We start from the raw sequence: 25,753 nt of genomic DNA, 5'->3' as shown, positions 1-25,753 counted from the left end.
TCCGCATCTGGGTCGTTATTCGGTGGGGTTGAGGCGCCCCGACGATCGGGACGCCTCGCATTCGTCTCAAGCAATCCTGGCCTGTTGCAGGGCACCCGGCTTCAGCATCGTCTCGACATGCGTGACCATGGTGTTGCGCGCGAAGCTGTAGATTTCGCTGCAACCGGTCATGCGGAAGCCGAGCCTTTCCTGCAGCTTCAACGAAGCCGGGTTGTCCGCGAAGACCCCGGAATGAACCATCGTCTCCGGCATACGGCGCGAAAAGCGCTCCAGCACGGCCGATACCGCCTCGCTCATATAGCCGCGCCGCCAGTAGAAGCGGTTTAGCCAGTAACCGAGGTGCCAAAGGCCATGGCGAAGCTCGATGGCGACGACGCCGATATGAGCGTCGTCGCCAGTCGTGATGGCAAACTGCCAGTCGGCCATGCCACCCGCCGTCACCGGAACCAGCCAGTCGAGTGCGTCCTGCCTGTCATAAGGCGCAGGAACGCGCGCGAGCATGCGGGTAACGGCGAAGTCGGACAGCGTGTCCGCGATCGCATCGGCATCGCTCAGCCTGTGCGGGCGGAGCACCAGTCGGTCGGTGGTGATGACCGGCAATGGGCCGGGCGTCATCGACTGGCTCCTGGGTCTCTGAAGGCTGATCGCGTTCATAGGACGCTCCCCCAGCTTCTCAGCGACATCCAGGTCTTGCGGTCGAGCCTGTACCATTCGACGGGCACATTGCTGCCGAGAGCCAGCGATGCCGCCAACCCCGATCCCTGGAACTGGAAACCGCACTTCTGGATGACCCGCCGCGAAGCGACGTTCATCACCCGGCAACGAGCATCGATCTGATCGACATCCTGCCGCGTGCGAAAGACCATATCGACCAAAGCATGGCATGCCTCGGTCATAAAGCCTTGATTCCAGTACGGTTCTCCAAGCCAGTACCCGATCTCGACGGTCCGCCCGTCAAGATGCGGTTCGACCCCGCAGCACCCTACAAAGGCACCGTTCTCGGCCTTGGTGATCGCATAGACGCACTTGCCAATCTCGCCTTTTTTCGTGCGTCGCACGAAGTCGGCGGCATCATTGGCCGTGTACGGGTGCGGCATGCGCGACACCATGGTGGCGACTTTGGCGTTGTTGGCGAGATGGGCAAGGGCGTCGATATCTTCTTCGTGCGGCGCGCGCATGACGAGCCGCTCCGACAACAAGACAGGGCAATCGGTCCTTAACCTCTCCGGCCTCAGCCGTTCCTTGGGAGACCGCTGGTCTTCCCTGAAAGACCGCAATTGGCCTTCCCTCAACAATTCGCCTTGCATGTTCAGTCCTCCTTCGTTGGACAAGAAAAAAGGGGAGATGGCGCCCCATCTCCCCTTATTTCTGGACTGAACCTGATACGCTCAGCCGGGTCGATGAGACGCCGGCTGTTTTAGAGCGCTACCGGCTTATTCCGCTGCTTCCGCTTTCGGCATTACAGACACGTACACGCGGCCATTGGCCTTCGTACGGTAGTTCACATTGCCGGCCGTAAGCGCAAAAATGGTGTGGTCCTTGCCGAGGCCGACGTTAGCGCCCGGATGCCACTGCGTACCGCGCTGACGCACGATGATGTTACCTGCGATGACGGTTTCGCCGCCGAACTTCTTCACGCCAAGGCGCTTGGATTCGGAATCACGACCGTTGCGCGATGAACCGCCAGCTTTTTTGTGTGCCATTGGTGTTCTCCTTTAAACCTTAAAGTCCCGTGATCTTACTTAGCAGCCACGATGTCCGTGATGCGGACAACAGTGTGGTGCTGGCGATGGCCGCGCGAACGCTTCGAGTTCTGACGACGGCGCTTCTTGAAGGCGATGACCTTCTTGCCGCGGTTGTGCTCGACCACTTCGGCCTTGACGGAAGCGCCCTTGACGAAGGGAGCACCAATCGCAGCGTCGGCGCCTTCGCCGATTACGAGGACTTCGGTGAATTCAATTGCGTCGCCAGCGGTTGCTTCAAGCTTCTCGATGGTCAGCACGTCGTTTGCCGCCACACGGTACTGCTTACCGCCGGTCTTGATGACTGCGAACATTTTTTATCCTTTCATGTTCGTTCCGGCTCGTGCCCGCCAATCAGCAGGTGGCCGTCTTTTTATCAGTCGAGGTTAAGCAGGGATTTCAAAGGCTTTAGCCCAGAACTCTCGCTGCCGGTGATGTGCCTCGCGAGCGCGAAGCATGCAAGGCACAGACTTATCCACACCTATTGCGCAGCCGAGATACGCGAGCATAAAAAAACTGTCAAGGCAAAAGGATGAAAAGCTTTGAGATTTCGTCTTGCCAGCCCGTCATTCTGTCGCTATGTAGCCCCCCGCGCCGAATAAGCGCCGACCTGACCGCGGAGAGGTGGCAGAGTGGTCGAATGCACCGCACTCGAAATGCGGCATACCTGCAAGGGTATCGTGGGTTCAAATCCCACCCTCTCCGCCATTATCACCAACTAGTTGTTTTGTTGTGCTTTCCTAGCTACCGTGGACAGCCCGCAACGGCGGAGCCCGTCTTGGTAACGAGTCGGATCCAGCGCGTGAAGTGCGCCCGGCAACCATGCTCGCGACGACCGCGTGAGCTGCACGCTGAATGGCACCGCTCACGCCAACATGCATGCGCCAGCAGAACAATCCTCGTTGTCGCTAATCGACGGTATCAGGATGCGTCGATGCCTTCAGATCGGCCAGACCGCGGTTTGCATCCTTGTTGCCGGTCGAGGCCGCGGCAGTGAATATCCGCTCGGCATCGCCGTACATCTTCATGTTCAGGTAGGCATATCCGCGCAGCACCATCAGATCGATCGGTTCCTGGCGAAGCTGGGCGCGCTGATCGAGATATATCAAGGCCTCGCGATAGCGCTTTGCATCGAAGGCGGCGAGAGCCCGGTCGGCCAGGATCGCAATCTGCAATTCGGCCGCGCGCTGTTGCGTCTGCGGTGCCTTCGTCGCGGCTACGGCAGCATTGTTGGATAGGCCGGCGCGCAGGAAGGCGAGGCTCTGGCCATAGGCTGCGTCCTCGCGCGTCTTGCGGTTTGAACTGGCGAGCGCTGCGTCGAAAGCCTTGGCTGCCTCCATCGGACGATTGATGTCCATCAGGCACCAGCCCCGTGACAGTGCGGTTTCCGGATCGAGCAGTTGCGCATTGACCGTGGTCGTGCATCCGCGCAGTTGCCGTGCACCGCGGCGAACCGTGACCGTTTGCATCGCAGGCTGGCGTACGACCTCGGTGACGGCTGGCGGGTTTGCACTTTCGATGCGCTCCGGCGGTGCCCGGACAATCTCCGGTGACGCGGCCGTTGGACCTTGCGGCACCATCTGCCCGGGAGGGGCGGGCAGGGAAGGTGTTGTGGTCCGTTGGTTCGTGGCCTCACCCAACTGTGCGATGCGCTCGGACCTGCCACCCCACAGGCGCTGGATCTCAGCTACGCCCGCCCGGTCCCGCAACTGCTGGCGCGTGATGGCCAATCCGTAAGCGGACGGTTCGTCATCCGGCTTCCAGCGTAGCGCCGTCTCGAACCAGCGCGCCGCTGTTTGCGGTTGATTGAGAGTGCGGGCAAACCAGCCGAATTGCTGTGCCGTCGGCACATATTTCTGGGCAATGATTTCGCTGGCGATGCGCGAAAGTACCTCTTCGCTGAGGTTGGCAGGCGGCTGGAGGGCCATCAGGTTCGCCGTCGCAGCAAGATATGTCGCGGTCGCATCCTTGGAGGCACCACGCCACTTGTACATGACGTCCTCCGCCTCTTGCGGTTTCTTCTCGGCAATCAGCGCCAGCGCCAGACCCTGGGAAGCGATTGCCGAGTCTTCCTTCTCCCGCGCTGCCCGAAACCATCTTTCCGCATCGGGATAGTTTTCCCGGCGAAGCTGGTACCAGCCGAGAAGAAGGCTGTCGGATGCCAGCCGCTCCGTTTCAGCAAGTCGTTGCACGATTGAAAGATAAGCCGGCGCCACAGCCAGATCGGGGTCATCGTTGCCGGCGGCGACAAAGCGGCGGGCAAGCTCATTGCGCATGCCATCGAATTCGCGGCCGCCGTTGCCATCGGGGCGTTCAAGCGCCAGGAGATCCTGCATCACTGCGTAGGAAAGCAAGGCGGACGCCTTCTGAATGGTCGCCACACGCTCTTGCGGATTTGTGCAATTCTTCAGGATATAGACATAGGCATCCCGGGCGCGCGGTGCGCGATCGGTCTTCGCGAAAGCTTCGGCAACCCGCCATAGCACGTCGATGTCGCTGCATGTCAGGAGGCTCGGTGTATTGGCGCCGATCTGGACGACGGTTGCATATTGCTTCTGGTCCGACGCATTGACGAGGCGCGCGCGGGCCTCGGCGACATCCAGCCGGTCAAGCAGGTCAGGCGGCGGCTGCCATCCCGATTCGGACGCCTGCCGGTCGGCAATCGCCTTGCGGAGTTCCGCGTAGCGTCCCTCCGAATACAATTGCCACATCTGCTCCAGCTGCCTGTCGCCACTCTGCGGAACAGCCAGAGGATCGGCGGGCGGCACCCAGTTCGGGTACAGCGCCTGAAGCCGCGCGATCTCGGCCTGCAGTCGCGCCTTGTCGCCGCGGCTGGCGAAATAGCGCAAGGCACTCTCATCGACTTTCGGCTGGGCTGACTTGGCTGGCTGAGCCGCCGTAGGCTGCTGTTGAGGCGCCTGCGCGACCATCAACGACTTTTCGGCCTCGTCACCGGCGGTCTCACCCTGTTGAGGAAGCGGCGGAACCAGTGTTGCTGCGTGTAGCCGATCGGCAATGGCCTGGACGTCGATCTGCGGCTTGGGACTGGTTTCCGGTCCCGTGACACGACCCATGAGCATGAATTGTGGCGTAGCTGCGTGACCCGAATGCCCGAAACCCAGCATCTCCTGAAGTGCCACGCGGTCCCTCAGGGCGGTCACCAGACCAGCCACCGCCACCGCAACGACAATTGCAACGGATGAGGATTTCACAGACACTCCGGATGCTTCTCCCCGACAAATGCCAACCCAAGAAGATGAAGGGTCGATGGATAGTAGAGCGACGGCTCAAAATGCTGCGACGACTCAGGCAGCTTGGTTCCTTCCGTCACACAGGCCACGACATCGTTAACAATTCGATAACCCGGGTCCGACAGCAGCGCCTTCGGCTTGCCGGACGAGAGGTCGATTGTCGCCGGAGTGCCCTCCTCGGCGGTCATTCCCTTTCGCAATCTTGACAGCAGAGCCTTGTCCGAAACTCCCGCGCGCACGAGATAGAGCGGGATGCGCAGGCTGTTGTATCCGAATTCCGCGTCGAAGCCGGCTGCGGGCTCCGGCATGCGATTGAGGCTCACCCAATCGGCGGGCAGTTTTCGTGGTCCGAACTGCATGGCCTGCAGCAGCTGCAGACCGTCGTCCGACAGCTTCTGCCAGGCGTTGGATGGGGCCAAGAGCGCCATGACCGGGATCGCCTCATACACCCAGTAGGAGGGATTGATGACGGGGCCGTCCTTGCGATCAGGGGAATTGAAACCGCTGACGCCAGGGAGCAACAGGGTGTGTCCGTTTGAACTGATGACGACATGCGAAAGAAGGGCTTGAGCCATCTTCGCAGCCGCCTCCATATAATCGGTCTTGTTCCACGCAGACCCCGCAAGGGCCAACGCATAGGCGATCAGCAGATCGCCATCCGATGCATTGTTGCTATCGGTGACATGCGGCGTGACGGCAGGATCCCATCTCCAGGCGGCCAGGCCGTCATCGCGCAGCAACAGTTCGGTGCGCGTGAAGTACCATATCTGTTCGAAGTCAGCGGGGTTGTTGGCAAGGTAGGCAAGCAGCAGGCCGTAACCCTGGCCTTCGCTGTGGCTGATATTGCCGTTGCCATCATCGACGATGCGGCCGCTGGCATCCAGGAACTTCGCCTTGTAGGCGCCCCATGCCTCTGAGCTAATTCCGGGACCTCGCGCCTGCGCGGGCTGGCAGACAGCCGCAACCGCGAAGCTTGCGGCGCAGAGCAGTTTCAGCAACCTCTTCATTCGCGCCTGCCCAGCCGGGAAAGCATGCTTGCCGTGGTAACACCGATCAGCAGCGAAAGGACGACCAGAAGGAAGGCGTAGGACAGTATGTTCGTTGATAGCCAGTTCGCAGCAATCAGGCGATAATTTGAGAGGGACCAGGGCTGAGAGGCCACGAAATCGAAGCGACCGACCGGGACGCTTTCGACCTTGCCGGTCTTGCTGGAATAGGTGGTGATATGACCTGCGATCTGCGGCCAGTTGACCTGTGTGGTAACGGCTTCGGCGCCCTCGCGCAGGTCCTTGGCGGAAGGAGCCGTTACAATCGTCCAGGAGGATTTCCCGGCAGCGCTTTTGCCCTGAGCGATCAAGAAGCTGTCGTCGTTCGAGGGCGTGAAGACTTCCTCGGACCCTGGTACGAACTGCAGTGAACTCAGCGAAATGTCGAAGTTGCGGCGCAGCCACTCCTGAAATGATGTGATCTGCCCGCGCCATACCCCGCCGCTGACCTTGGAGCGCCAATCGTCAAAGGTCACAGAAGGCTCGGTCTGGTTCGATTGGGCGGCGGCGGGCGGTCGCCAGGACGCCTGACTGGTCGTTGCTACATTCAACTGCGTCAACACGGCCGGCGGCATCTGCGAGATCGAGCCGATGAAAATCGCATCCCGTTCGCCGATGGCGCCCGGTGTCGCCGCCGGTTCAATGTCGAGCGGGCGGCCGGCAACCACTGCCATTTGCCCGAGTAGCGTGGCCGTCGCCGACAGCGTGTCGCTATCAATCCGGTCGATGAACAGCGGAATGGGCTGTGTCGCGCGATTGTAGGGATAGCCAGTCCCTGACAGTCCGGCGAGGTTCGGTCGCTGCCCGATGCGGGCAAAGTCCGGAATGTGAATCTCGCTGGTGTCGAAGAGCGCAAAGCGCGGCGTGGTACCGGCCGTCGTGCCCGGCACGCAGATGTCGTCCTCTTTCGTCATCAGGATGGCTTCGAGGGACAGTGTGTTTAAGCCCGGTTTGAAATGCCGCATCGTCACGCGAATGGGCAAGTGCCGGAAGATGCCCCCACCCGTTGATGAAATCGGCACCGTTGAAGCGATGTTGCTGTTGACGTAGATGTCGATATGGCTGCCGGGCAGGACATTCTGCGTGAAGGCGGCGTCCAGCAGTACCGTCGCATCGCCATAGGCGTTCGCGTAGAAATCAGACGGCACGGCGATGTTGAAACTGGTCCGGAAGCGTCGTCCCGAAAACTCCGTTGTCTTCACGCCCAACTGCGCAAATGTCAGGTTTGTGGCCGAGAGAACAAGCGGTGCATCCGGTGCGCTCCAACGCTGGGTTACCAACGTATCGCGAATGGCGGTCGCGGGCCGGTCCACCGTCGACACAATGGTTTCAATCGCGGCCGAAATTGCGGGCCAGGACGGGCCGCTGATCAAAAGAACGGGTGCCCCCGACTTCGGGTCGGTCACAAAGGAGGCCAGCGGCGCCGCTTGCGCGGCCGGCGGGGGGGCGAAGAACGGTTGGAGCTCTGCCGGCGTTCCGACAACCACAGTCATGCGCCCGGGACCAGACTGGGGCAGTGCATCCGCGCTGAAGGAGAATGTCTCGTTCGGCATGCCGCTCAGAACCGAGAGTCCCTGGGCAAGGCGCAGAAGAGGTTTTGTCGTGCCTGGCTGCTCGAGTGCCGGTACGACAAAATTGAACTGCGTCCTGCCGGTTTCATCGACGCCGATCGCGCGAATGGCGTCCGTGCTGGAAAACTTCGCTGCCTCTTGACCGCTGAAGCTCAGATAGGTCTTTGCCGGGTCGATATCCGTCCAAAGCTCGTAGGTCGATTCAATGGTACAATCGGTGCGGTGGCGTTGTGTGGCTTCGAATGTCAGAAGATTTGCGCCCGGTTGCAGCAGTCCCGCTGGGACATCAAACGAGACATTCGATGGTGCATCCGGTGAGGCGATCGCCTGTTGGCCGACGATCCGATTGTTCAGAAGAACGGTCAGTTGTGACGCCTCCGGGGCGACAACAACCGCATTCTGATAGGCGAAGTTGAACTTTGCAGGCGCGGCGGCCTGCTCCGGCGTGATGTAGACCGACCACGACTTGCGATCATACTCGCCATCCAGGCCGAGCTTGGCGAACGGAACAACATATCTCCGAAGCGCGGCGCTTAGGCTTGATTGGACGGCAGGCAGAGGGGGTGGCGTGGCAGTTTGTGGGCGAGGCGCTTCCACCTGCGCGGGCGGCGGTTGAGCCGCGGCTGGCGGTGAGGCGGGTGCGATGGCGAATGGTGGCGTCGGGTTAGCAGCGGGTGCAGGCGGCGTGGGGGGTGTTTGCGGGCCGGTCGCCGGCGCAGGCGTGGCCGGTAATGTCAGGCGCGGCACCATCGGGGCGCTCCCTTGCTCACGCTCGCCCGACATGTCGAAGGGCGCGGTCTGTGCATAGGCAACCGCGGGGGCGGAAAGGAGAAACGCCAGGATTGATGTGATCTTCCTCATCAGTTTCCTGCCTTCGCGACCTGATGCGGGCGCTCGCGCTCAGATCTCGTGCTCCGGAAGAGGTACACGAGGCCACGGCTTGTCTGATAGAGCGAAAGGCCGAGAAACCAGATTGTTCCTCGAATGAGGCCTGGGTTATGGCGTCGCGCCTGCTGGAACTGTGTCCACTGATCGGAATTCGCAAAGATCAGGTCGGCGATCAGGCGGTGGTCGAGCGCGCGCTTCGGAATGTATTGGCAGCCAACGGCCAGGATCTCGCCGGACGGCTGGATATTGCGGACGATTAGGGGGAGTGTTTCCATGCTTGCGCCGCTATGAGGCTGAAAGCGAATTTCCCCCTCGGTCCCGATCACCATGGGATCCAGCTGCTTGTTGAAAACATGCAGTCGCGCGCCGTGCACCGACACGTCTTCGATCGATGCCGTGTACCACTTGCCACCGACCCCGAATTCACAACGCCGGTTCACACGCACGCGTCGGGACGCAGCCCGCTCGCCACGTTCGGACACGACCCCGAGGGCACAGCCGGCCATAATGAGGTTGATGACGTTCCAGCCACCGACCACCAAGGTCACATCGGCCTTATATGGCTCGGCATAGATGCGATAGATGGTCACCGCCAGAGCAATCAGCTGGACAGCAAAGATCACGAAGAACGGCCGGCTGATTTCCGATAAGCGGCTGACGGCAATCGACTCGTCCTTCGCCGTCACCTTGAAGGTTGGCTTGCGCGGATTGAGCATGACCGAAACCACCGCCGGGAGCAGGTGGACCGTCTGGACATACTCGTAGAGCTCCGAGATCCACGGCCAGCGGAAGGACCCGTAGAGGTAGTTCTGCATCATCAGGTTCACGAGCATATAGGCAAGCGTATAGGCCAGGAACTCGCCGCCCGATGCCGTGAAGATCTCAAGATCGAAGAAGAGATAGAAAAGCGGCGCGAACAGGAAAATCGTACGCGGGAAGGGGAAGAGCCAGAAGAGCGTCGACGACATATAGCAAAGGCGTTGCGGCAGTGTCAGGCCACGCTTCAGCAGCGGGAAACGGAAACGCAAGATCTGCATCATTCCCTGCGCCCAGCGGCTGCGCTGGCCGATGAAGCTCGCAAATGTCGCGGGCTGCAGCCCGGCGATCAGCGGCTTGTCCACATAGATGCTGTTCCATCCGCTGCCATGAAGCGCAAGCGCGGTTTCGCAATCCTCGGTGATGCTGATGCCGCTGAAGCCTCCCTGGGATTCGAGCGCCCTCCGGCTAAGGACGGCGGCTGAACCGCAGAAGAAGGCGGCATTCCATTTGTCGAGACCGCGCTGGATGATGCCGTAAAACATCTCGTTCTCGCTCGGCATCCTCTCGAAGGTTCTAAGATTTCGTTCGAGCGGATCCGGATTGATGAAGAAATGCGGGGTCTGGACAAGAAACAGCTTCGGATCGTCGTCGAAATAGCCGACGGTTTCGAGCAGGAAGTCGCGTGCCGGCGCGTGGTCCGCATCGAACACGGCGATCAGCTCGCCGCTTGATTGCTTCATTCCGTTGTTGAGGTTGCCCGCTTTGGCATGCTCATTGCGGTCACGCGTGAGGTAGCGGACGTCGAGATCCTCGCAAAGCTTCTTGAGTTCGTCATGGCGCGCCACCGCGGCCTGGGCTTCGAGAAGCTTGTTGGAATTGCGCTTCTGCAGTGTACCACCGTCATCCAGCAGCCAGACGTGCAGTCTTTCGGCCGGATAATCCATGGCCTTTGCCGCAGCCAGCGTGTTGGCGAGAAGGTGGGAGTCCTCGTTGTAGGAGGGGACGAACACGTCGACATGCGGAAACCGCTCTTCCTTGCTCGCGCGCGATGGACGCGGAGGCAAGGGCGTGGCGACGATGAACAGGCTGAGCGCCAACATCGCCACGCTATACATTTCCGCGAGATAGAGCAGCAGGCCAGGGATGAAATTCTCCGGCTGGTTGATCGGCGGCAGCGTATTGGTCGTTCGCCAATAGACATAGCGAAGAACGATGGAGGTGCCAAAGGCAAGCGCAATCAGTCTCCAGGTGCCTTCAGCCTTCAGCCCCTTGATGATCGCCATCACGGCGACGACAACAAAGCTCGCGATCAGCTGTGTCTGCAGGTTCACAGGCAATGTGATCAGAACGATCACGCACAGAGAAACGAAGGCCCACGTAATGATGCTTCGGGCTTTATGCATCAACATCCCTTTGACAATGCGGGCCGGGCGCTTAGGAACACCGCAGCCGTCTCACGTCTACTTCTTCTGGCACGCGGCCGTCATGGCCGAATCCCCTATGCACTCCGGTGACGGCACCGTCAGGCCGCTCGCCACCGCGGTTCTCGGTTGCGTCTGTTCGGCCGAAGGCGCGGCTGACATGTCTGGCTGCGGCAGACTGCTCGAGCCATCAGGCAACGGAACGCGAGGGCCGGTCGGCGGCGGCAATTGCACGGGCGCCTCCTCGACTCTCGGCTGAACGCTGCGTACGCGAACGACACGAGATTGGATTTCCGGACGGGCTGGTTCATAGCCAAAAGCCATCGGCGTGTTTCTATAGCCGCCCTCGTCTGGATAGATCGGATTGCCGGGGCGCCCGAGCGTCGGATCAGTGCCCTGCGGATGCCCGAACGGATTCCAGATTTCTCCATCCAGCATCCCAACGATCGTGTAGCCATACATGATTCCGAGCAACTGTCTTTCGGTTGCCCGGGCATCACAGAGGCGCAACCGTACCTGGATCATTCCGAAGTTGCGCACTTGCGTCTGCGCGGATCTGCTTGAGCGGATCTGCTGCCAGCCATAAATACAGGTATCGCCCGAACCGCTCTGGCCCGAGGCATAGCCGAACGGTCCATAGCTGTTTTGCAGATAAGTCGCCGAGCGCGTCATCTGCACGCCGGGAACGGCCGCAAAGGCTTCGCGGATTATCCCGTCCTCGCTGACCATCCTAAAGGAGGCGTTTCCGATGCCAGGATTGGCTCCTGATGCCCCAAAAAACTGCACCCCGAGAAAATTCTGACCGGACACGGAAGACGACGTGTAGAGCGAAATCGTCTGCTCTGTGCCATTGCCACGCTTGCGCTCGACGACACTGACGATCGAGGGACCACCAGGCGGAGGCAAGGCCAGCGCCCTTTCGGCGGGCACCGTCTCGGAGACGTTTGGGCGCCTGACATTTCCTGACGACTGACATCCGACCACAAGCCCGGCAAGCAGTGCCAAGCATGACGCCTTCAGTACACTGGACGTTTCGGGTCGCCGCAATCGTCTTTCCTCACGCCCATGCGAGATTACGCATTGGACTTCCGAATCAACGACCCTTGAGGCCGCTACCTATGGTAAACGACGATTATGGTTAACCCATAGTTAATGTGCGACAGCGAGTGTTGATCTGGGAAGGGAATGGCACTCGGTGCAGCTGTCCGGCAACGTCGTCGACGGATTCCGATCCTCGCGGTGTTCTCCGTCTGGCGTTGAACACAGTGTGTCGATCATCCTGGATAGACTGCGAAATCATCTCGCGAAACTGATTTGCATTTTATTAAACATGTAACCAAATCGCATTCTTCCTTGAGGACCGATTTGCTCTCCTGGCGCGTTAGACCGGCATCCGAAACGGAGTATGCGAGTAGTGGCAAAGATCCTTATCGTGGAAGATGAACCCCTCATTCGCTTCGTGCTGGCAGACCAACTGCTTGAGGAAGGTTATAGCGTCATCGAATGCGGGAACGTGCTTGAGGCGATCGCGGCACTTGGAGTGAACGATGACGTTGATGCGATCGTGACCGACGTGGAGATGCCTGGGGCACTCAACGGCCTGGATCTCGCGAGGCTCATCAAGGCGACAAAGCCGTTCATCCACGTCTTGGTGACGTCTGGTCGTGAAATCGATCTTACTGACCTGGATTGGGACGCGAGCTTCTTTCCCAAGCCTTACGATCTAAAGGCTATCGCCAACGAAATCGGGCGACGGGTCGGTTCCCACGCGTCGCGTTCTTTGCCGAAGCGGCCAAACGCTGCCAGATAGCGCGAGGATGTCGTGACCATCCTGAAGGTCATGCGGACGCGGAGTCTGGCTGCCCCCATACAATTGATGCCAGCGCCACAACAGAAGCGTTAGCGATGCTGGCGCGAACTCTCAAATCCCTGACCCGTCGAGCTCCTGTGCGTCGTCGCCTTCCCAGGGTGAGGGCATCGACGCACGATTGAGATTGGCCGAGGGCATCGGCATCCAGCACTTCATTTCCGGCTCGGCATATTCAATGATTCGGCCTGGCGAGGAATCAGAGGCACGCCAGCCTTCCGCACCGAACTGATCGCCATTCGACCAATAGGCGAGGTCGACTTCTGCCGGCCCCTGTTCGGACTGGCGGATCGTGACGAGGATCCGACTGCCGTCTTTCGGCGCGCTTGCCATGTGACGCCAGCGGTCTTGCTCGTCCATCGTTCTCTCTCTCCCACCTTGCTGCAGGTTGCAAGTGTCGTCCCGCCATCGAAAACGGTCAACTCATTCTTTGTGGAATCCGTCCTCTATCGGATCTGCTGGTTTACGATCTCCACTGTGACGAAGATGAACGGTTGCGGAGGGGCGGGGGTGCACCAGCATGCTTTCACCTTTCTCACAAAAAAAGCTTGCCAGAATCTCCGGCTCCTCCCAGCAATACCCCGGCGACGGGTGCCCGTCGAACGGACTTTCCGCCGCAGGAAATTGGCGATTTGATCGATTCGATTGTCAAAAAACCATAATTTGCTTGACCTAGATCGCACATTGACTCTCGGCATTAAGAATTGGATCAACGCTGAATGCGCATAACCTATGTTTTCCTTGGTGCAGTTCTTGCAATCGTACAGCCTGCATATGCTGACGTCGCGTCCCCGCCTGTTTTGCACCCGCAAAAGCAACAGGCACAAGCCGCTCAGCTAAGTGCGCAATTCCTCACGCGGTTCAGCTATAAACCCATTCCTCTTGACGACGCCTTGTCGGCCAAGGTCCTGGATCGGTACATCAAGTCCCTCGATCCGGACCACATGCTCTTTCTGCAAGCGGATATCGACAAGTTCATGTCTGAACGGAACGAGATCGACGATTCCATCAAACGGGAGGACTTGAAGATCCCGTTTGCGATCTTCAACGTGTATGAGAAGCGCGTTGTCGACCGCATGAACTACGCGCGCACCTTGATTAAGCAGGACTTCGATTTCGGTGCGAAGGAAGATTTTTCCGTCCTGCGCGATAAGGAACCTTGGCCGCAGTCGGAAGCCGACAGCAACGAGCTTTGGCGCAAGCGCGTCAAAAGCGACTGGTTGCGGTTGAAACTAGGCGGTAAAGCCGACGCGGCTATTCGCGAGACGCTCGACAAACGGTACGCAAACACGCTCGAGCGCGCTTACAAGTACAAGAGCGACGACGTTTTCCAGTCGTTCATGGACGCCTATACGACCTCGGTCGACCCGCACACGGACTATTTCGGCGCGACCGCTTCCGCCGACTTCGATATCGCGATGAAGCTTTCGCTGGTTGGCATCGGTGCGGTGCTACAGGAACGCGACGACTACACGACAATCCGTGAACTCGTGCCTGGGGGGCCGGCGCAGCTATCCGGTAAGCTCTCGGTTGGAGACCGCATCACCGGTGTCGGTCAAGGCAAGGACGGGGCGATAAAGGACGTGATGGGTACACGCCTTGATGAAGTCGTGCAATTGATACGAGGCAAGAAAGGCTCCGTCGTGCGCTTGGACGTCCTGCCGGCGGATGCCGGAGCAGATGCCACCCATCGCACTATCAGCCTGGTGCGCGACAAAATCAGCCTCGAGAAGCAGGCTGCCAGCAAGACCGTGCTGCCCGTGAAAGTGGGCGACGCCACGCGTAAAGTCGGGGTGATCACCCTACCGGCATTCTATGAGGATTTTGAAGCCAAGCGCAAAGGCGACAAGGACTATAAGAGCGCAACCCGCGACGTCGCAAAGCTTCTCGGCGAACTGGAGCAAGAAAAGGTCGACAGCGTTCTTATTGACCTGCGCAACAATGGCGGCGGCTCACTAGACGAAGCGGTCGATTTGACCGGTCTGTTCATCGGCAAGGGTCCGGTCGTTCAACAACGCGGCAGCGACGGCAAGGTCGCGGTGAGACGCGCTGATTTTAAGGCGCCAATCTGGACAGGCCCCGTGGGCGTCCTGATCAATCGCGGATCAGCATCGGCGTCGGAGATCTTTGCCGCGGCGATCCAGGATTACGGTCGAGGCGTGATCGTCGGCGAACCAAGCTTCGGTAAAGGTACCGTTCAAACCGTCGTCGATCTTGATGACATGGTTCGCAACAGCAAACCGGAATTCGGCGAGCTGAAAGTGACGATTGCCCAGTTTTTCCGGATCAACGGCGGTACGACGCAGCTGCGGGGCGTGACGCCTGATATCAGCTTGCCGGGGTTCTCGGATCCGACAAGCTTCGGCGAGACCAGTTATGATAACGCCCTGCCCTGGGCGCAAATCAAGCCTGCGAACTATACGCCCGCAAACGTTGTAGCGGCATCGCTGCCGACGTTGCAAAGCCGCCATGATGCACGGGTCGAGAGCGACCCGGACTTCCAACGACTGTTGAAAGACATTGCTGACCTGAAGGCGCAGCGCGAGAAAGGGGTTATCTCCCTGAATGAAGCCGAACGTCGCAAGGAAGCGGCTGCTCGCGAGGAGCGGCTCAAGTCTCAAGCGCAAGCAAGCGATAGCGAAGATTCTGGTTCAGATGATGGACTGCAGTCAAACGAGCGCAGCCTGAGCGCTGATATTGCCATGGAAAATGCCCGCAAGAACGCAAAAGACGTCTTGCTGAACGAGACCGCCGCCATTCTTGCCGATGAGGCGGACTTACAAGGGAAGGCAAAGACTGCGGCAAAACCATCGGGAAGCACCGACGGAAAATAGCTCTATCCGATGGCGTGGCAGGCGGGAAACCGAACCGAGTTCGGCAAGCGAGTTCTCGTGACTGCCTGCGGCCCCATCGGATACACTTGCGGCTGCCCGCGCTCGTAGCTCGCCGAACGGTAGGCGAAGCCGATTTTATCTTGAGCTGCATTGCTCTAAGCTGTCGGCTGAGCACTCCGTTGGGTTAGTGTATCATGGTCGGCCAGCTAACCATCAAGGTATTGGGCGAACTTAACGTCACGCAGCAGGGACAGCTTTTGCCTCTGCCGCAGTCAAAGAAAACCCGTGCCCTTCTTGCCTATTTGGCTGTCGTCGGAAGAGCCCAACGTCGCGAGCATCTTTGCAAGATGTTCTGGGAAGTTCCGGACGACCCTCGGGCTTCCTTAAGGTGGAGCCTTCACAAGCTGAGGCCAATCGTGAATACGGAAGGTCATGTGCGTCTGCATGCGGACCACAATTCCGTTCTCCTCAGCCCCCAGACGGTCGAGGTGGACTTCAAAGGCATGGCTTCTCTGAGGCCCGCGGACCTCGACCTCTTGGACATGGAGAGATTGGAGTCGCTTGCCGCGACATTTCGTGGTGAATTTCTCGATGGCCTATGCCTCCCGCACTGCCCAAACTTTGAAGCGTGGCGGCTATGTCACCGGGATATTGCGCTTCGGGTGCACATGGAGATTCTGCGCGCCCTTGTTCGACGCCTGCAAGACCGACCTGAGCGAGTAAACGTCTATTCCCTGGTGCTCGATCGCCTTACCAACGAGATTGCCGCCGTCGATCGCCCCGAACAGTGGCCGGAGCCTTCAGTCTCCGGCGCGAGCAACGGGTCTCGCGATGTCCCACTCCGGTCACTTCCACCTTCACAGCCTGGATCAGCTTTCATCTCGCGGAACTTTGAAACGGATGTCCCGTGGCCAGCAGTGACGCCCAGCAAAAGGTCGCAGGAAATTCGCTTCTGCAAAACCGCGGATCGGGTAACAATCGCTTACGCGGTGTGTGGGCGGGGATCACCGATCGTAAGAGCCGCACATTGGATGTCGCATCTCCAGTATGATTGGGAAAGTCCGGTGTGGACGCATTGGATCGACGCCCTGTCGGAGAAGACGAAGCTGATACGCTACGACGAGCGCGGCACCGGACTCTCGGACTGGATTGCCGAGGATATCTCGTTTGCGGCGATGATTGCGGACCTGGAGAGCGTGGTCGACGCGGCGGGCCTCGATCGGTTCACGCTGCTGGGCGTATCGCAAAGCTGTGCCGTCTCCGTTGCCTACGCTGTCCGACACCCCGAACGGGTTTCGGGGCTCATCCTGTACGGAGGATTTGTAAAAGGCTGGCGAAAGCGAAGCGACAGCCATGAGGTGGCCACGCATGAGGCAATGACCGCTTTGATCAGGGAAGGATGGGGTCAGAACAATCCGGTTTTTCGACATCTGTTCACTGCAATGTTCATTCCAGGGGCGGACGAGGTGCAGATGGATTGGTTTGACGAATTGCAGCGCATTTCTGTCTTGCCCAGCAACGCAGGTCGCCTGCACGAGGCGTTCGGAGAGATCGACGTTTCGGATGTCCTGTCGCAGGTGACGATTCCGACGCTGGTCTTGCACGCAAGAAAAGACATGGTCGTTCCCTTTCAGTGCGGAAGGGAGTTTGCGACCGGCATCCCCGGGGCTCGATTTGTCGATCTCGATAGCGCCAACCACATTCTCCTCGCCAACGAACCCGCCTTTGAGCGGTTTGTTCGTGAAGTAACGCGCTTCGTCGCCGAAACAGCGTAGCCTTGTGACTGGCGCCTTGGCGCGCCCGACGGTCTTGGAGACGCTATCAACCGAGTTTGGCTCCCGCCTCTCGTTCAAGCGCGATCGCACCCGAGGGGCGCATTTTCAACGATCCGCCCGGCATTTTCAACGATTCCTCCCACACTCCTTCTCACGCCGGCAGAATAAAGTGCTTCCTACAGTTCTCGACGCTGACGAGGAGGCACGACGATGAAGGTTCACACTGTAACCGGCGGCGCAGGCGGCGCAGGATTGCGACTGCATGTTCGCGAGTGGGGAAAAGAGGACGCTCCTTCGATCCTCTTCATCCACGGGTGGTCGCAGAACCATCTCTGCTGGAAGAACCAGTATGAGAGCATGCTTGCAGAGGATTTTCGCCTCGTAGCCCTGGACCTGCGCGGTCACGGCATGTCGGAGGCCCCGCTCGAAGCGGAGTATTATACTGAGCCGCAGCTTTGGGCCGACGATATCGCCGCTGTCGTAGATCAACTCAACCTCGGCAGTCCCGTTCTTGTGGGTTGGTCCTACGCCGGCTTCATTATTTGCGACTACCTCCGCACCCATGGAACGGCGAAGGTTTCGGGCATCAACTTTGTAGGCGCGGCGACCACGCTAAATAAGGCCGCATTTGGCACCTTGATTGGCCCGGGCTTCCTTGACCACGTCATTGGTGCCACGAGCGAGGACCTGCCTGGCAACATCGAAGCGATCCGCAATTTCGTCCGCGGATGTACTTACTCGCAATTGCCTTCCGAAGTATTCGAAACGGCGATCTGCTGGAACATGGCCGTGCCAGCGAAAATCCGGGCTGCGCTGCTGGCCCGCGAGATCGATTCTGACGATGTACTGACCGCTCTTGCGGTGCCCGTCCTTGTCACGCACGGCCAAGAGGACACGGTGATCCTGCCGGCGATGGGGCGGCACCTTCTAGCGTTATGTCCTGAAGCCACGGCATCGTGGTATGCGGCAACGGGGCACGCACCTTTTTTGGAGAACCCTACCAGGTTCAACGATGAGCTATGTCGTTTTGCAGATGACGCAAAGGTGTCCCGGAAAGGTATCTCTTCGAGGCTGGAAGGGAGCACATTGGCTGGAACAAGTCCCGCTTACAATCGCACTTGACCGCGCGGACGAGTTTCAGTTCCTCCAACGGCAAAGGATACGGCACCAGTACACACACAGCTGGCTTCGAATGTCGGATAACTGGCGCGCCCTCTCGGCCATCCGACCTCACACGCCGCCTTCACCGTGCCGCCACTGACCGGTCTCGAAGCTTCCCGTTATGGATTCGACCGCCGTTTTTCGAAGAAGGCGGTTATGCCCGCCTGCGCCTCTGTGGTCTCCCAGCTATCTGCAAGCTGGGAAATCACGCTCTCGATGATCTTTTCCGTGATGGGCGGCGCAAGAGACCGCGCAAGGGCCTTGGCGCGTGTCGCTGCCTCCGGTGAGGCCGCGATGAATTCCGCGATCTCGAGGTCGACAGCACGGTCGAGGTTCGCAGCGGGAACAACAGAGGCGACGAGACCGATGGATTTGGCATGGGCAGCATCGAAGGTTCGACCGGAGACGAAGAGGGATCGTGCCGCAGGGCTGCCGATCCGCGCTACGACGTAAGGGCTGATCGTTGCCGGTATCAACCCAAGCCGAACTTCCGTCAGGCCGAAGCGCGCCGCCTCCGAGGCAATCACTGTATCGCAGACGCTGATCAGCCCGATACCGCCGCCAAAGGCGCTCCCGTGGACGCAGCCAATGAGCGGCTTCGGAAGCTCGTTCAGGGCCTTGAACATCATCGCCAGCCGCCGCGCTTCGGCGATTCTCTCCGCCCGGCTCGCCTTGAACTGGGCTCTCATCCACTCCAGGTCACCGCCGGCACAGAAGCTCTTGCCCGCTCCAGCAAGCACGACGACTCGCACCCGTCCATCCGACCCGAGCGCGCTTGCGGCCTCCGTCAACTCGTCGATCATTTCGGCGGACATGGCATTGTGCTTGTCCTCACGGGTGAGCGTAAGCCGCGCAACGCCGCGTTCGTCGATCGAAATCATCAGCGTTTTCGGCATTATGCCTCGCTCCTTAGGCTCTGGGCAAAATCGGCGGCCTCTTCCAGCTTCTCGGGCGCGAGCCCGGTCCGATAGCCCTTGCGGGTAAGGAACTCAGCGACAGCCAAAGTATCGACATTGCCCTTTGCGCCCGGAGCATAGGGGCAACCGCCCAATCCGCCGACCGACGCGTCGAAAACCCGCAGCCCGTGCTTCAAGGAAACCCCGATATTGTCCAAGGCCCAGCCGTCGGTGTCGTGGAAATGACCCGCAAGCATCGTCGCCGGCGCACAGGAGAGGACCGTTACCAGCATTTGATCGACCTCTTCCGGTCGTCCCTTGCCGATCGTGTCGCCGAGACTGATCTCGTAGCAGCCCAATGCATGCAGGCTCTCGACGACGCGCGCCGTCGCATCCGGCGAAATGGCCCCCTCATAGGGACATTCGACCACGCAGCTGACATAGCCACGCATTGGAACGCCACGTGCACGGCTTGCTTCGGCAACCGGCTTGAAGCGTTCGATACTCTCGGCGATGGAACAGTTGATATTCTGTTGCGAGAAGCTCTCCGAGGCGGACGCAAAGATCGCGACTTCGTCCGCGCCCGCGGCCATTGCAGCCTCAAACCCCCTCATATTCGGGGTCAAAACGCCATAGCGGACCCCCGGCCTGCGCTTGATGCCGGCCATCACTTCGGCGGCGTCAGCAAGTTGCGGCACCCACTTCGGGCTGACAAAGCTCGTCGCCTCGATCCGCTCGAAACCACATTCCGAGATCATGTCGATGAGGGCGATCTTCGTCGCCGTCGGGATCAGGTTCTTCTCGTTCTGGAGGCCATCGCGCGGTGCCATCTCGACGATCGAGACGTCCCGGGGCAGCAATGACGATTCTCCGGGCTGCATCACGTCTCCTCTACCCGCAGCGTCAGAAGTACGGCGCCTTCGTCGACTTGCTGCCCTTCGCTCACCTCGACGGCTTCCACCGTCCCATCGCGGGCTGCGACAAGCGTCAGCTCCATCTTCATGGCTTCCATGACGACAAGCGCATCACCCTTGGCGACCTCCGCCCCCGAACTCGTCCGCACGATCTTCACAAAGCCCGGCATCGGCGCGATCAGTCTGTTGCCATCAGCAACATCCGTGGCACTGAAATCGAGCGGGTTACCGAGATGGAATACATGCGTTCGGTGGTCGACGCTGACGACCAGGTGATGCGCCGCCATACTGGCCTTGACCTGCACCTGCCGGGCATCGACCTCCACCCGGCAACCATCGTCCTGCCGGCTGACGATCTTCACGGGAATGACCCGCCGTCCATCATGCACGGCGAAGAAATCGAAACCCTTGGCCGCAATCCGTAGCGTTGAATGCCCTCCTTCATAGGTCAGAACGACGATGCGCTGCATCTCGCTCCAAAGCTGCCAATGTCCCAGCGTCAGCCAGGGATCGCCATCCGATGATCGCGCAAGCGTACCCAGTGACAACACGCCAGCAAGCGCGATCACCGTGTCCGCAGGCGGCTCGAGCGCGGTCAGAGATTGAAGATTGCGATCGATCAGCCCGGTATCCGGATGGCCAGCGACAAATTCGTCCTGCTCGCTCAATCTGGCGAGGAAGTCGAGATTGGTGGTGACACCGACGACATGCGAGCTCTGCAAGGCCCTGGTCAGTCGCAACAGGGCGACACTCCGGCTGGGCCCGTGTACGACCATCTTGGCGATCAGGGGATCGTAGTGAGCCGAGACGGTATCGCCCGGACGGATCCCGGCATCGATCCGCGCCGTAACCTCCGGAAAATCCAGATGCCTGATCGTCCCCGTCGCGGGCAGGAAGCCTTTGGCCGCATCCTCCGCGTAGATCCGGGCCTCGAAGGCCCAGCCATAGATCTCAAGCTCCGACTGCTTCTTCGGCAGCGGCTCGCCGAACGCCACACGCAATTGCCACTCGACGAGATCGACCCCGGCAATCGCTTCGGTAACGGCATGCTCGACCTGAAGACGGGTATTCATCTCCATGAAATAGAAACGATCCGGCCAGAGGCCGTTCGAGACATCCGCGATGAACTCGACGGTGCCGGCACCACGATAGGAAATGGCACGCGCCGCGCGTACCGCGGCTTCACCCATGGCACGACGCATCTCCGGCGTCATTCCCGGCGCCGGCGCTTCTTCGATCACCTTCTGATGGCGGCGCTGGAGCGAACAATCACGTTCGAAAAGATGCACAACATTGCCGTGCCGATCGCCGAAGATCTGAACCTCGATATGGCGCGGGCGAATGAGGTAGCGCTCGATCAGAACGGCATCGTCGCCGAATGCGGCCTTCGCCTCTCGCCGCGCAGCAGCAAGTGCTTCGGGAAAATCCTCCTCGCTGTCGACGCGGCGCATGCCCTTGCCGCCGCCACCCGCGCGTGCCTTGATCAGCACGGGGTACCCGATCAGGGTCGCCTGATCGGCGAGAAACCCGTCGTCTTGTTCCTCGCCATGGTAGCCGGGAACGACCGGCACGCCCGACTGATCCATCAACGCCTTTGCGGCATCCTTCAATCCCATGGCACGAATGGACGACGGCTGCGGCCCAATGAAGACAATGCCTGCCGCCTCTACGGCTGCGGCGAAGTCTGCATTCTCCGAGAGAAACCCGTAACCAGGATGAATGGCTTCGGCGCCAGTTCGCTGCGCCGCAGAAAGGATCCGCTCGATCGAGAGGTAACTCTCCTGCGCGCTCGCGGGCCCCAGCCGAACCGCTTCGTCGGCCATCTCGACGTGCAGCGCCCCAACATCGGCATCCGAATAGACCGCCACCGTGGCGATCCCCATGCGCCTAGCGGTTCGGATCAACCGGCAAGCAATCTCGCCACGGTTTGCGATGAGAATTTTCTGGAACATCGCTACCTCACATCCGGAACAGGCCGAAGCGCGTCTCTTCAATCGGTGCATTCAGCGCCGCAGACAGCGAGAGACCGAGCACGTCGCGGCTCTTGGCCGGGTCGATCACCCCATCGTCCCATAGCCGCGCCGACGCGTAGAGCGGATGGCTTTGCCGTTCGAAAAGATCGAGCACCGGCTGCTTGAAACTGGTCTCCTCCTCCGGTGTCCATGGCGTGCCGGCACGGGAGAGCGCCTCGCCCCGCACAGTCGCAAGCACGCCGGCCGCCTGCTCTCCGCCCATGACCGAGATGCGGCTGTTCGGCCATGTCCAGAGAAAGCGCGGCGAGAAGGCGCGACCGGCCATCCCATAGTTGCCCGCACCGAAGGAACCGCCAACCAGCATCGTCACCTTTGGCACCCCGGTCGTTGCGACCGCGGTAACGAGCTTCGCACCATTCTTCGCGATGCCTTCGGTTTCGTATTTGCGGCCAACCATGAAGCCGGTGATGTTCTGCAGGAAGACGAGCGGTATCCTGCGCTGCGAGCAGAGCTCCACGAAATGGGCGCCCTTCAGGGCCGACTCGGAGAACAGCACGCCGTTGTTGGCGACAATGCCCACCGGGATACCATGGACATGTGCAAAGCCGCAGACCAGCGTCGTCCCGTAGCGCGCCTTGAATTCATCCAAACGCGAGCCGTCGACGATACGGGCGATAACTTCGCGCACGTCGTAGGGCACGCGCAGGTCGGCCGGGACGATCCCTGCGATTTCCGAGGGATCGAACAGTGGTGCCTCAACCGCCTGGCGCTCGACGCCACCCGCCTTGGATCGATTGAGATTGGCGACGGCGCGCCTCGCCAATGCCAGGGCATGCGCGTCATCTCGCGCAAGATGGTCTGCGACACCGGAGAGCCTTGTGTGCACATCGCCACCGCCAAGGTCCTCGGCCGAAACGACTTCGCCGGTTGCGGCCTTCACCAGCGGCGGACCGGCGAGAAAGATCGTCCCCTGCCCCTCGACGATGATTGCCTCGTCGGACATGGCAGGCACGTAGGCACCACCTGCCGTACACGAGCCCATGACGACGGCGATCTGTGGAATTCCTGCCGCCGACATATTGGCCTGATTGTAGAATATCCGGCCGAAATGATCGCGATCCGGAAAGACCTCGTCCTGATTCGGCAAGTTCGCGCCGCCCGAATCCACCAAGTAAATGCAGGGCAGATTGTTCTGGGCCGCGACTTCCTGCGCGCGCAGGTGCTTCTTTACCGTCATCGGAAAGTAGGTGCCGCCTTTGACGGTCGCGTCGTTGCAGACGATCATGCAATCGCGCCCTGAAACGCGGCCGATGCCGGTTATCAGCCCAGCACCCGGCGCCTCATTGCCGTACATGCCGTGGGCTGCGGTCAATCCGATTTCGAGAAGAGGCGTAGCCGGATCGAGCAGGGCGGCGATCCGATCCCGTGGTAGCATCTTGCCGCGGGCAACATGACGCTCGCGCGCTGCAAGTCCGCCCCCATTCGCCGCACTCAAGGCTGCGTCCTCGATGGCACGGATAGCTTCGGCCATCGCCGCGCGATTTGTCCTGAAGTTCTCCGAATTCGTCGAAATCTGCGACTTCAAAACCGTCATTGGTCACCAGGATGGTTGTCGGATGAAACGTTCGGATCAGGCCGTTTCGGAAAAGAGCTCGCGGCCAATCAGCATGCGTCTGATCTCAGAGGTTCCGGCACCGATCTCGTAGAGCTTGGCGTCGCGCAGCAACCGGCCGGCGGGATAATCGTTCGTGTAGCCATTCCCCCCGAGCGCCTGGATTGTCTCAAGCGCCAACAGCGTCGCCTTCTCGGCGGCATAAAGAATGCAGCCGGCAGCATCCTTGCGCGTCGTCTCGCCGCGATCGCAGGCCGCCGCAACTGCGTAGACATAGGCGCGCGCCGTGTTCATGGTTACGTACATATCGGCGAGTTTTCCCTGCATCAGCTGGAATTCGCCGATCGCCTGGCCGAACTGCTTTCTTTCGTGAAGATAGGGCACGACGACATCCATGCAGGCGGCCATGATGCCGATCGGTCCAGCGGAGAGGACGACACGTTCATAGTCGAGCCCCGACATCAGAACGCGCGCACCACCGCCGAGTGTGCCCAGCACATTTGCCGCGGGAACCTCGCAGTCCTCGAAGATCAATTCGCAGGTGTTGGAGCCGCGCATGCCAAGCTTGTCGAGCTTCGGGCCAGTTGAAAAGCCCTTGAAGCCTTTCTCGACGAGGAAAGCCGTGATGCCACGCGGACCCGCATCAGGGTCTGTCTTCGCGTAAACCACCAGCACATCGGCATCCGGGCCGTTGGTGATCCACATCTTGTTGCCGTTGAGGAGGTAGCTGTCGCCTCGCTTCTTCGCCCGAAGCTTCATCGAAACGACGTCGGATCCGGCGCCCGGCTCGGACATGGCGAGTGCGCCAACATGTTCGCCGGAGATGAGCTTCGGCAAATAACGCGACTTCTGCTCGTCCGTTCCATTGCGGCTGATCTGATTGACGCAAAGGTTGGAATGGGCGCCGTAGCTGAGGCCGACGGAGGCGGAAGCGCGGCTGATTTCCTCCATCGCGACGCAATGGGCCAAGTATCCCAAGCCGGCGCCGCCATAGGCCTCCTCGGCCGTGATCCCGAGCAGTCCCATCTCACCCATCTCGCGCCAGAGTGGCGTTGGAAAACTGTTGCTGCTGTCCGTCTCGGCAGCGAGCGGTGCAATGCGCTCCGTCGCGAAACGTCGAACGCTGTCGCGGAGCGCCTCGATCTCGTCCGCCAGACCAAATCTCAAACCACCAGAATACATGCCTTCCCTCCCAAGTCCGGCGCGCGACTACAACAGCGTCCGGTATGCGTGTGTCGTCATTCTCCCGTCATTGTTCTTCACGCGCGTATCTTGTCGGCAGCTCCTCCACTGCCGGTCGGCCTGATAAATCTCGTTGAAGAACGCGAAAATGGCAAGCATTTCCGGTCGGCCAGACGTTTCTGACCGCCAGTTTGCCCCAGCGACTATTCGATCGATCTTCGGCCGGCATCCGCCCTTCCTCCCGAGATAGGCGACGCACGGGATCTTTAGAGATCCGCGTGAGAATAAAGGGATGCTAGCACCGGGCGCGCGGAATTTCTGAACCAAGACGGTTCATCCTGCGCAAACTATGGAAAGAATTCGCCGCTGGGACGACGCGTTCAACCGCTGAGGGCCGTCCGACAAAATCGACGGCCCAAGTGGCGATATGAGCCACCTATGACGCTAGCGCTTTATGGCGCGGCCACTGCGGCTTTCGGCGATTGCCCGCACTTGATGACGGCGAACCAGCTCGGCCTGTACCTCGGCCTGAAACGTCATGACATGTTCGCGGACCTTAGCTTCGGAGCAGCCAAGCGACGTCAGCTCATCAGCCAGTCGGCGGCATTCTGTCTTCCAGAAGCGTACTGCATCCTCGCCGTGGCGACGGTCCAGTTCGGTCGCGCACCGTTCAATGTCTCCGGCGCGTGAAGCGACCGGGAAAAGTACGATCTCGCTTGTCGTCATTGCTTGCAGATTCTTGTTTGACTGTACTGACATCGACTCATTCCGTTGCGTCCGACTCATTCCTAGCTGACCATGGTTAACGCTTTCCTCTTCGCCCCCACAAACGCGGCGTTCAATTCATCGCGGCGGTCAAAG

20 protein-coding genes and 1 tRNA gene are annotated in these 25,753 nt (G+C 60.1%); 5 read left to right on the top strand and 16 right to left on the bottom strand.

Annotation, left to right across the window (positions count from 1 at the left end; translation table 11 throughout):
- Positions 1-66 precede the first annotated feature (66 nt).
- The 4 genes from RHIBUN_RS0100680 to rplU form a co-directional block, all read right to left on the bottom strand.
- On the bottom strand, positions 67-654 hold the full coding sequence (locus tag RHIBUN_RS0100680) for a GNAT family N-acetyltransferase (RefSeq protein WP_025658003.1): 588 nt from the start codon (positions 652-654) through the stop codon (positions 67-69).
- Complete coding sequence (locus tag RHIBUN_RS0100675; RefSeq protein WP_025658002.1) at positions 651-1,307, bottom strand: GNAT family protein; 657 nt, start codon at positions 1,305-1,307, stop codon at positions 651-653. Before RHIBUN_RS0100675 ends, RHIBUN_RS0100680 begins: the two co-directional genes overlap by 4 nt.
- 126 nt (positions 1,308-1,433) lie before the next feature.
- Positions 1,434-1,703 (bottom strand): 50S ribosomal protein L27, encoded by a 270-nt coding sequence (gene rpmA, locus RHIBUN_RS0100670; RefSeq protein ID WP_018855954.1) that lies wholly within the window; start codon positions 1,701-1,703, stop codon positions 1,434-1,436.
- 35 nt (positions 1,704-1,738) lie between these two features.
- Complete coding sequence (gene rplU / locus RHIBUN_RS0100665) at positions 1,739-2,056, bottom strand: 50S ribosomal protein L21 (RefSeq protein ID WP_007528566.1); 318 nt, start codon at positions 2,054-2,056, stop codon at positions 1,739-1,741.
- 304 nt (positions 2,057-2,360) lie between these two features.
- Here rplU and RHIBUN_RS0100660 point away from each other — a divergent pair.
- A tRNA-Ser gene (locus RHIBUN_RS0100660) sits at positions 2,361-2,450 on the top strand.
- A gap of 200 nt (positions 2,451-2,650) precedes the next feature.
- On the opposite strand, the gene RHIBUN_RS0100655 is transcribed toward RHIBUN_RS0100660, so the two are convergent.
- Genes RHIBUN_RS0100655 through bcsN form a run of 5 tightly spaced genes read right to left on the bottom strand, consistent with a single transcriptional unit; the run spans position 2,651 to position 11,683 of the window.
- On the bottom strand, positions 2,651-4,954 hold the full coding sequence (locus RHIBUN_RS0100655; protein WP_025658001.1) for a cellulose synthase: 2,304 nt from the start codon (positions 4,952-4,954) through the stop codon (positions 2,651-2,653).
- A complete protein-coding gene (locus RHIBUN_RS0100650; protein ID WP_025658000.1) occupies positions 4,951-6,000 on the bottom strand; it encodes a glycosyl hydrolase family 8 in 1,050 nt (349 codons plus the stop codon). Before RHIBUN_RS0100650 ends, RHIBUN_RS0100655 begins: the two co-directional genes overlap by 4 nt.
- Positions 5,997-8,471: a cellulose biosynthesis cyclic di-GMP-binding regulatory protein BcsB gene (locus RHIBUN_RS0100645; RefSeq protein ID WP_025657999.1), complete on the bottom strand. Its 2,475-nt coding sequence runs from the start codon at positions 8,469-8,471 to the stop codon at positions 5,997-5,999. Before RHIBUN_RS0100645 ends, RHIBUN_RS0100650 begins: the two co-directional genes overlap by 4 nt.
- A complete protein-coding gene (bcsA, locus tag RHIBUN_RS0100640) occupies positions 8,471-10,660 on the bottom strand; it encodes a UDP-forming cellulose synthase catalytic subunit (RefSeq protein WP_025657998.1) in 2,190 nt (729 codons plus the stop codon). The genes RHIBUN_RS0100645 and bcsA overlap by 1 nt, the downstream gene beginning before the upstream one ends.
- 57 nt (positions 10,661-10,717) lie before the next feature.
- Positions 10,718-11,683 carry a cellulose biosynthesis protein BcsN gene (gene bcsN / locus RHIBUN_RS0100635; RefSeq protein WP_245271616.1) on the bottom strand — a complete coding sequence of 322 codons (966 nt, stop codon included), beginning with the start codon at positions 11,681-11,683 and terminating at the stop codon, positions 10,718-10,720.
- A 400-nt stretch (positions 11,684-12,083) separates the two neighbouring features.
- Between bcsN and RHIBUN_RS0100630 the strand changes: the two genes are divergently transcribed.
- A complete protein-coding gene (locus tag RHIBUN_RS0100630; RefSeq protein WP_037214600.1) occupies positions 12,084-12,488 on the top strand; it encodes a response regulator in 405 nt (134 codons plus the stop codon).
- A gap of 111 nt (positions 12,489-12,599) precedes the next feature.
- Here RHIBUN_RS0100630 and RHIBUN_RS0100625 read toward each other — a convergent pair whose 3' ends face one another.
- Positions 12,600-12,905, bottom strand: coding sequence for a hypothetical protein (locus RHIBUN_RS0100625; protein WP_018855961.1), 306 nt, complete (start codon positions 12,903-12,905; stop codon positions 12,600-12,602).
- A gap of 359 nt (positions 12,906-13,264) precedes the next feature.
- Between RHIBUN_RS0100625 and RHIBUN_RS0100620 the strand changes: the two genes are divergently transcribed.
- From RHIBUN_RS0100620 to RHIBUN_RS0100610, 3 genes are all read left to right on the top strand, one after another.
- Positions 13,265-15,379 (top strand): carboxy terminal-processing peptidase, encoded by a 2,115-nt coding sequence (locus RHIBUN_RS0100620; protein ID WP_025657995.1) that lies wholly within the window; start codon positions 13,265-13,267, stop codon positions 15,377-15,379.
- Between the two features lie 1,064 nt (positions 15,380-16,443).
- Positions 16,444-17,154: an alpha/beta fold hydrolase gene (locus RHIBUN_RS0100615; RefSeq protein WP_025657994.1), complete on the top strand. Its 711-nt coding sequence runs from the start codon at positions 16,444-16,446 to the stop codon at positions 17,152-17,154.
- Between the two features lie 252 nt (positions 17,155-17,406).
- On the top strand, positions 17,407-18,276 hold the full coding sequence (locus tag RHIBUN_RS0100610) for an alpha/beta hydrolase (RefSeq protein ID WP_245271615.1): 870 nt from the start codon (positions 17,407-17,409) through the stop codon (positions 18,274-18,276).
- Between the two features lie 158 nt (positions 18,277-18,434).
- Here the strand turns inward: RHIBUN_RS0100610 and RHIBUN_RS0100605 are convergent, their stop codons facing one another.
- The 6 genes from RHIBUN_RS0100605 to RHIBUN_RS37165 form a co-directional block, all read right to left on the bottom strand.
- The gene (locus RHIBUN_RS0100605; protein ID WP_025657992.1) at positions 18,435-19,211 is read right to left on the bottom strand and encodes a crotonase/enoyl-CoA hydratase family protein; all 777 of its coding nucleotides are present in this window, start codon (positions 19,209-19,211) and stop codon (positions 18,435-18,437) included.
- Positions 19,211-20,092 carry a hydroxymethylglutaryl-CoA lyase gene (locus RHIBUN_RS0100600; protein ID WP_025657991.1) on the bottom strand — a complete coding sequence of 294 codons (882 nt, stop codon included), beginning with the start codon at positions 20,090-20,092 and terminating at the stop codon, positions 19,211-19,213. The genes RHIBUN_RS0100605 and RHIBUN_RS0100600 overlap by 1 nt, the downstream gene beginning before the upstream one ends.
- On the bottom strand, positions 20,092-22,077 hold the full coding sequence (locus tag RHIBUN_RS0100595; RefSeq protein WP_025657990.1) for an acetyl/propionyl/methylcrotonyl-CoA carboxylase subunit alpha: 1,986 nt from the start codon (positions 22,075-22,077) through the stop codon (positions 20,092-20,094). The genes RHIBUN_RS0100600 and RHIBUN_RS0100595 overlap by 1 nt, the downstream gene beginning before the upstream one ends.
- 7 nt (positions 22,078-22,084) lie before the next feature.
- A complete protein-coding gene (locus RHIBUN_RS0100590) occupies positions 22,085-23,692 on the bottom strand; it encodes a carboxyl transferase domain-containing protein (RefSeq protein ID WP_025657989.1) in 1,608 nt (535 codons plus the stop codon).
- Between the two features lie 36 nt (positions 23,693-23,728).
- Positions 23,729-24,892 carry an isovaleryl-CoA dehydrogenase gene (locus RHIBUN_RS0100585; RefSeq protein ID WP_025657988.1) on the bottom strand — a complete coding sequence of 388 codons (1,164 nt, stop codon included), beginning with the start codon at positions 24,890-24,892 and terminating at the stop codon, positions 23,729-23,731.
- A 444-nt stretch (positions 24,893-25,336) separates the two neighbouring features.
- Positions 25,337-25,651, bottom strand: a complete 315-nt coding sequence (locus RHIBUN_RS37165; RefSeq protein ID WP_025657987.1) for a DUF6074 family protein — start codon at positions 25,649-25,651, stop codon at positions 25,337-25,339.
- Between the last annotated feature and the right edge of the window lie 102 nt (positions 25,652-25,753).

Origin of the sequence: Rhizobium sp. IBUN, assembly GCF_000510625.1 — a bacterium.
In the GTDB taxonomy this organism is placed as follows: domain Bacteria; phylum Pseudomonadota; class Alphaproteobacteria; order Rhizobiales; family Rhizobiaceae; genus Rhizobium; species Rhizobium altiplani.
The sequence above is the reverse complement of the archived record's forward strand: the minus strand, read 5'-3'. Positions and strand labels throughout refer to the sequence as shown.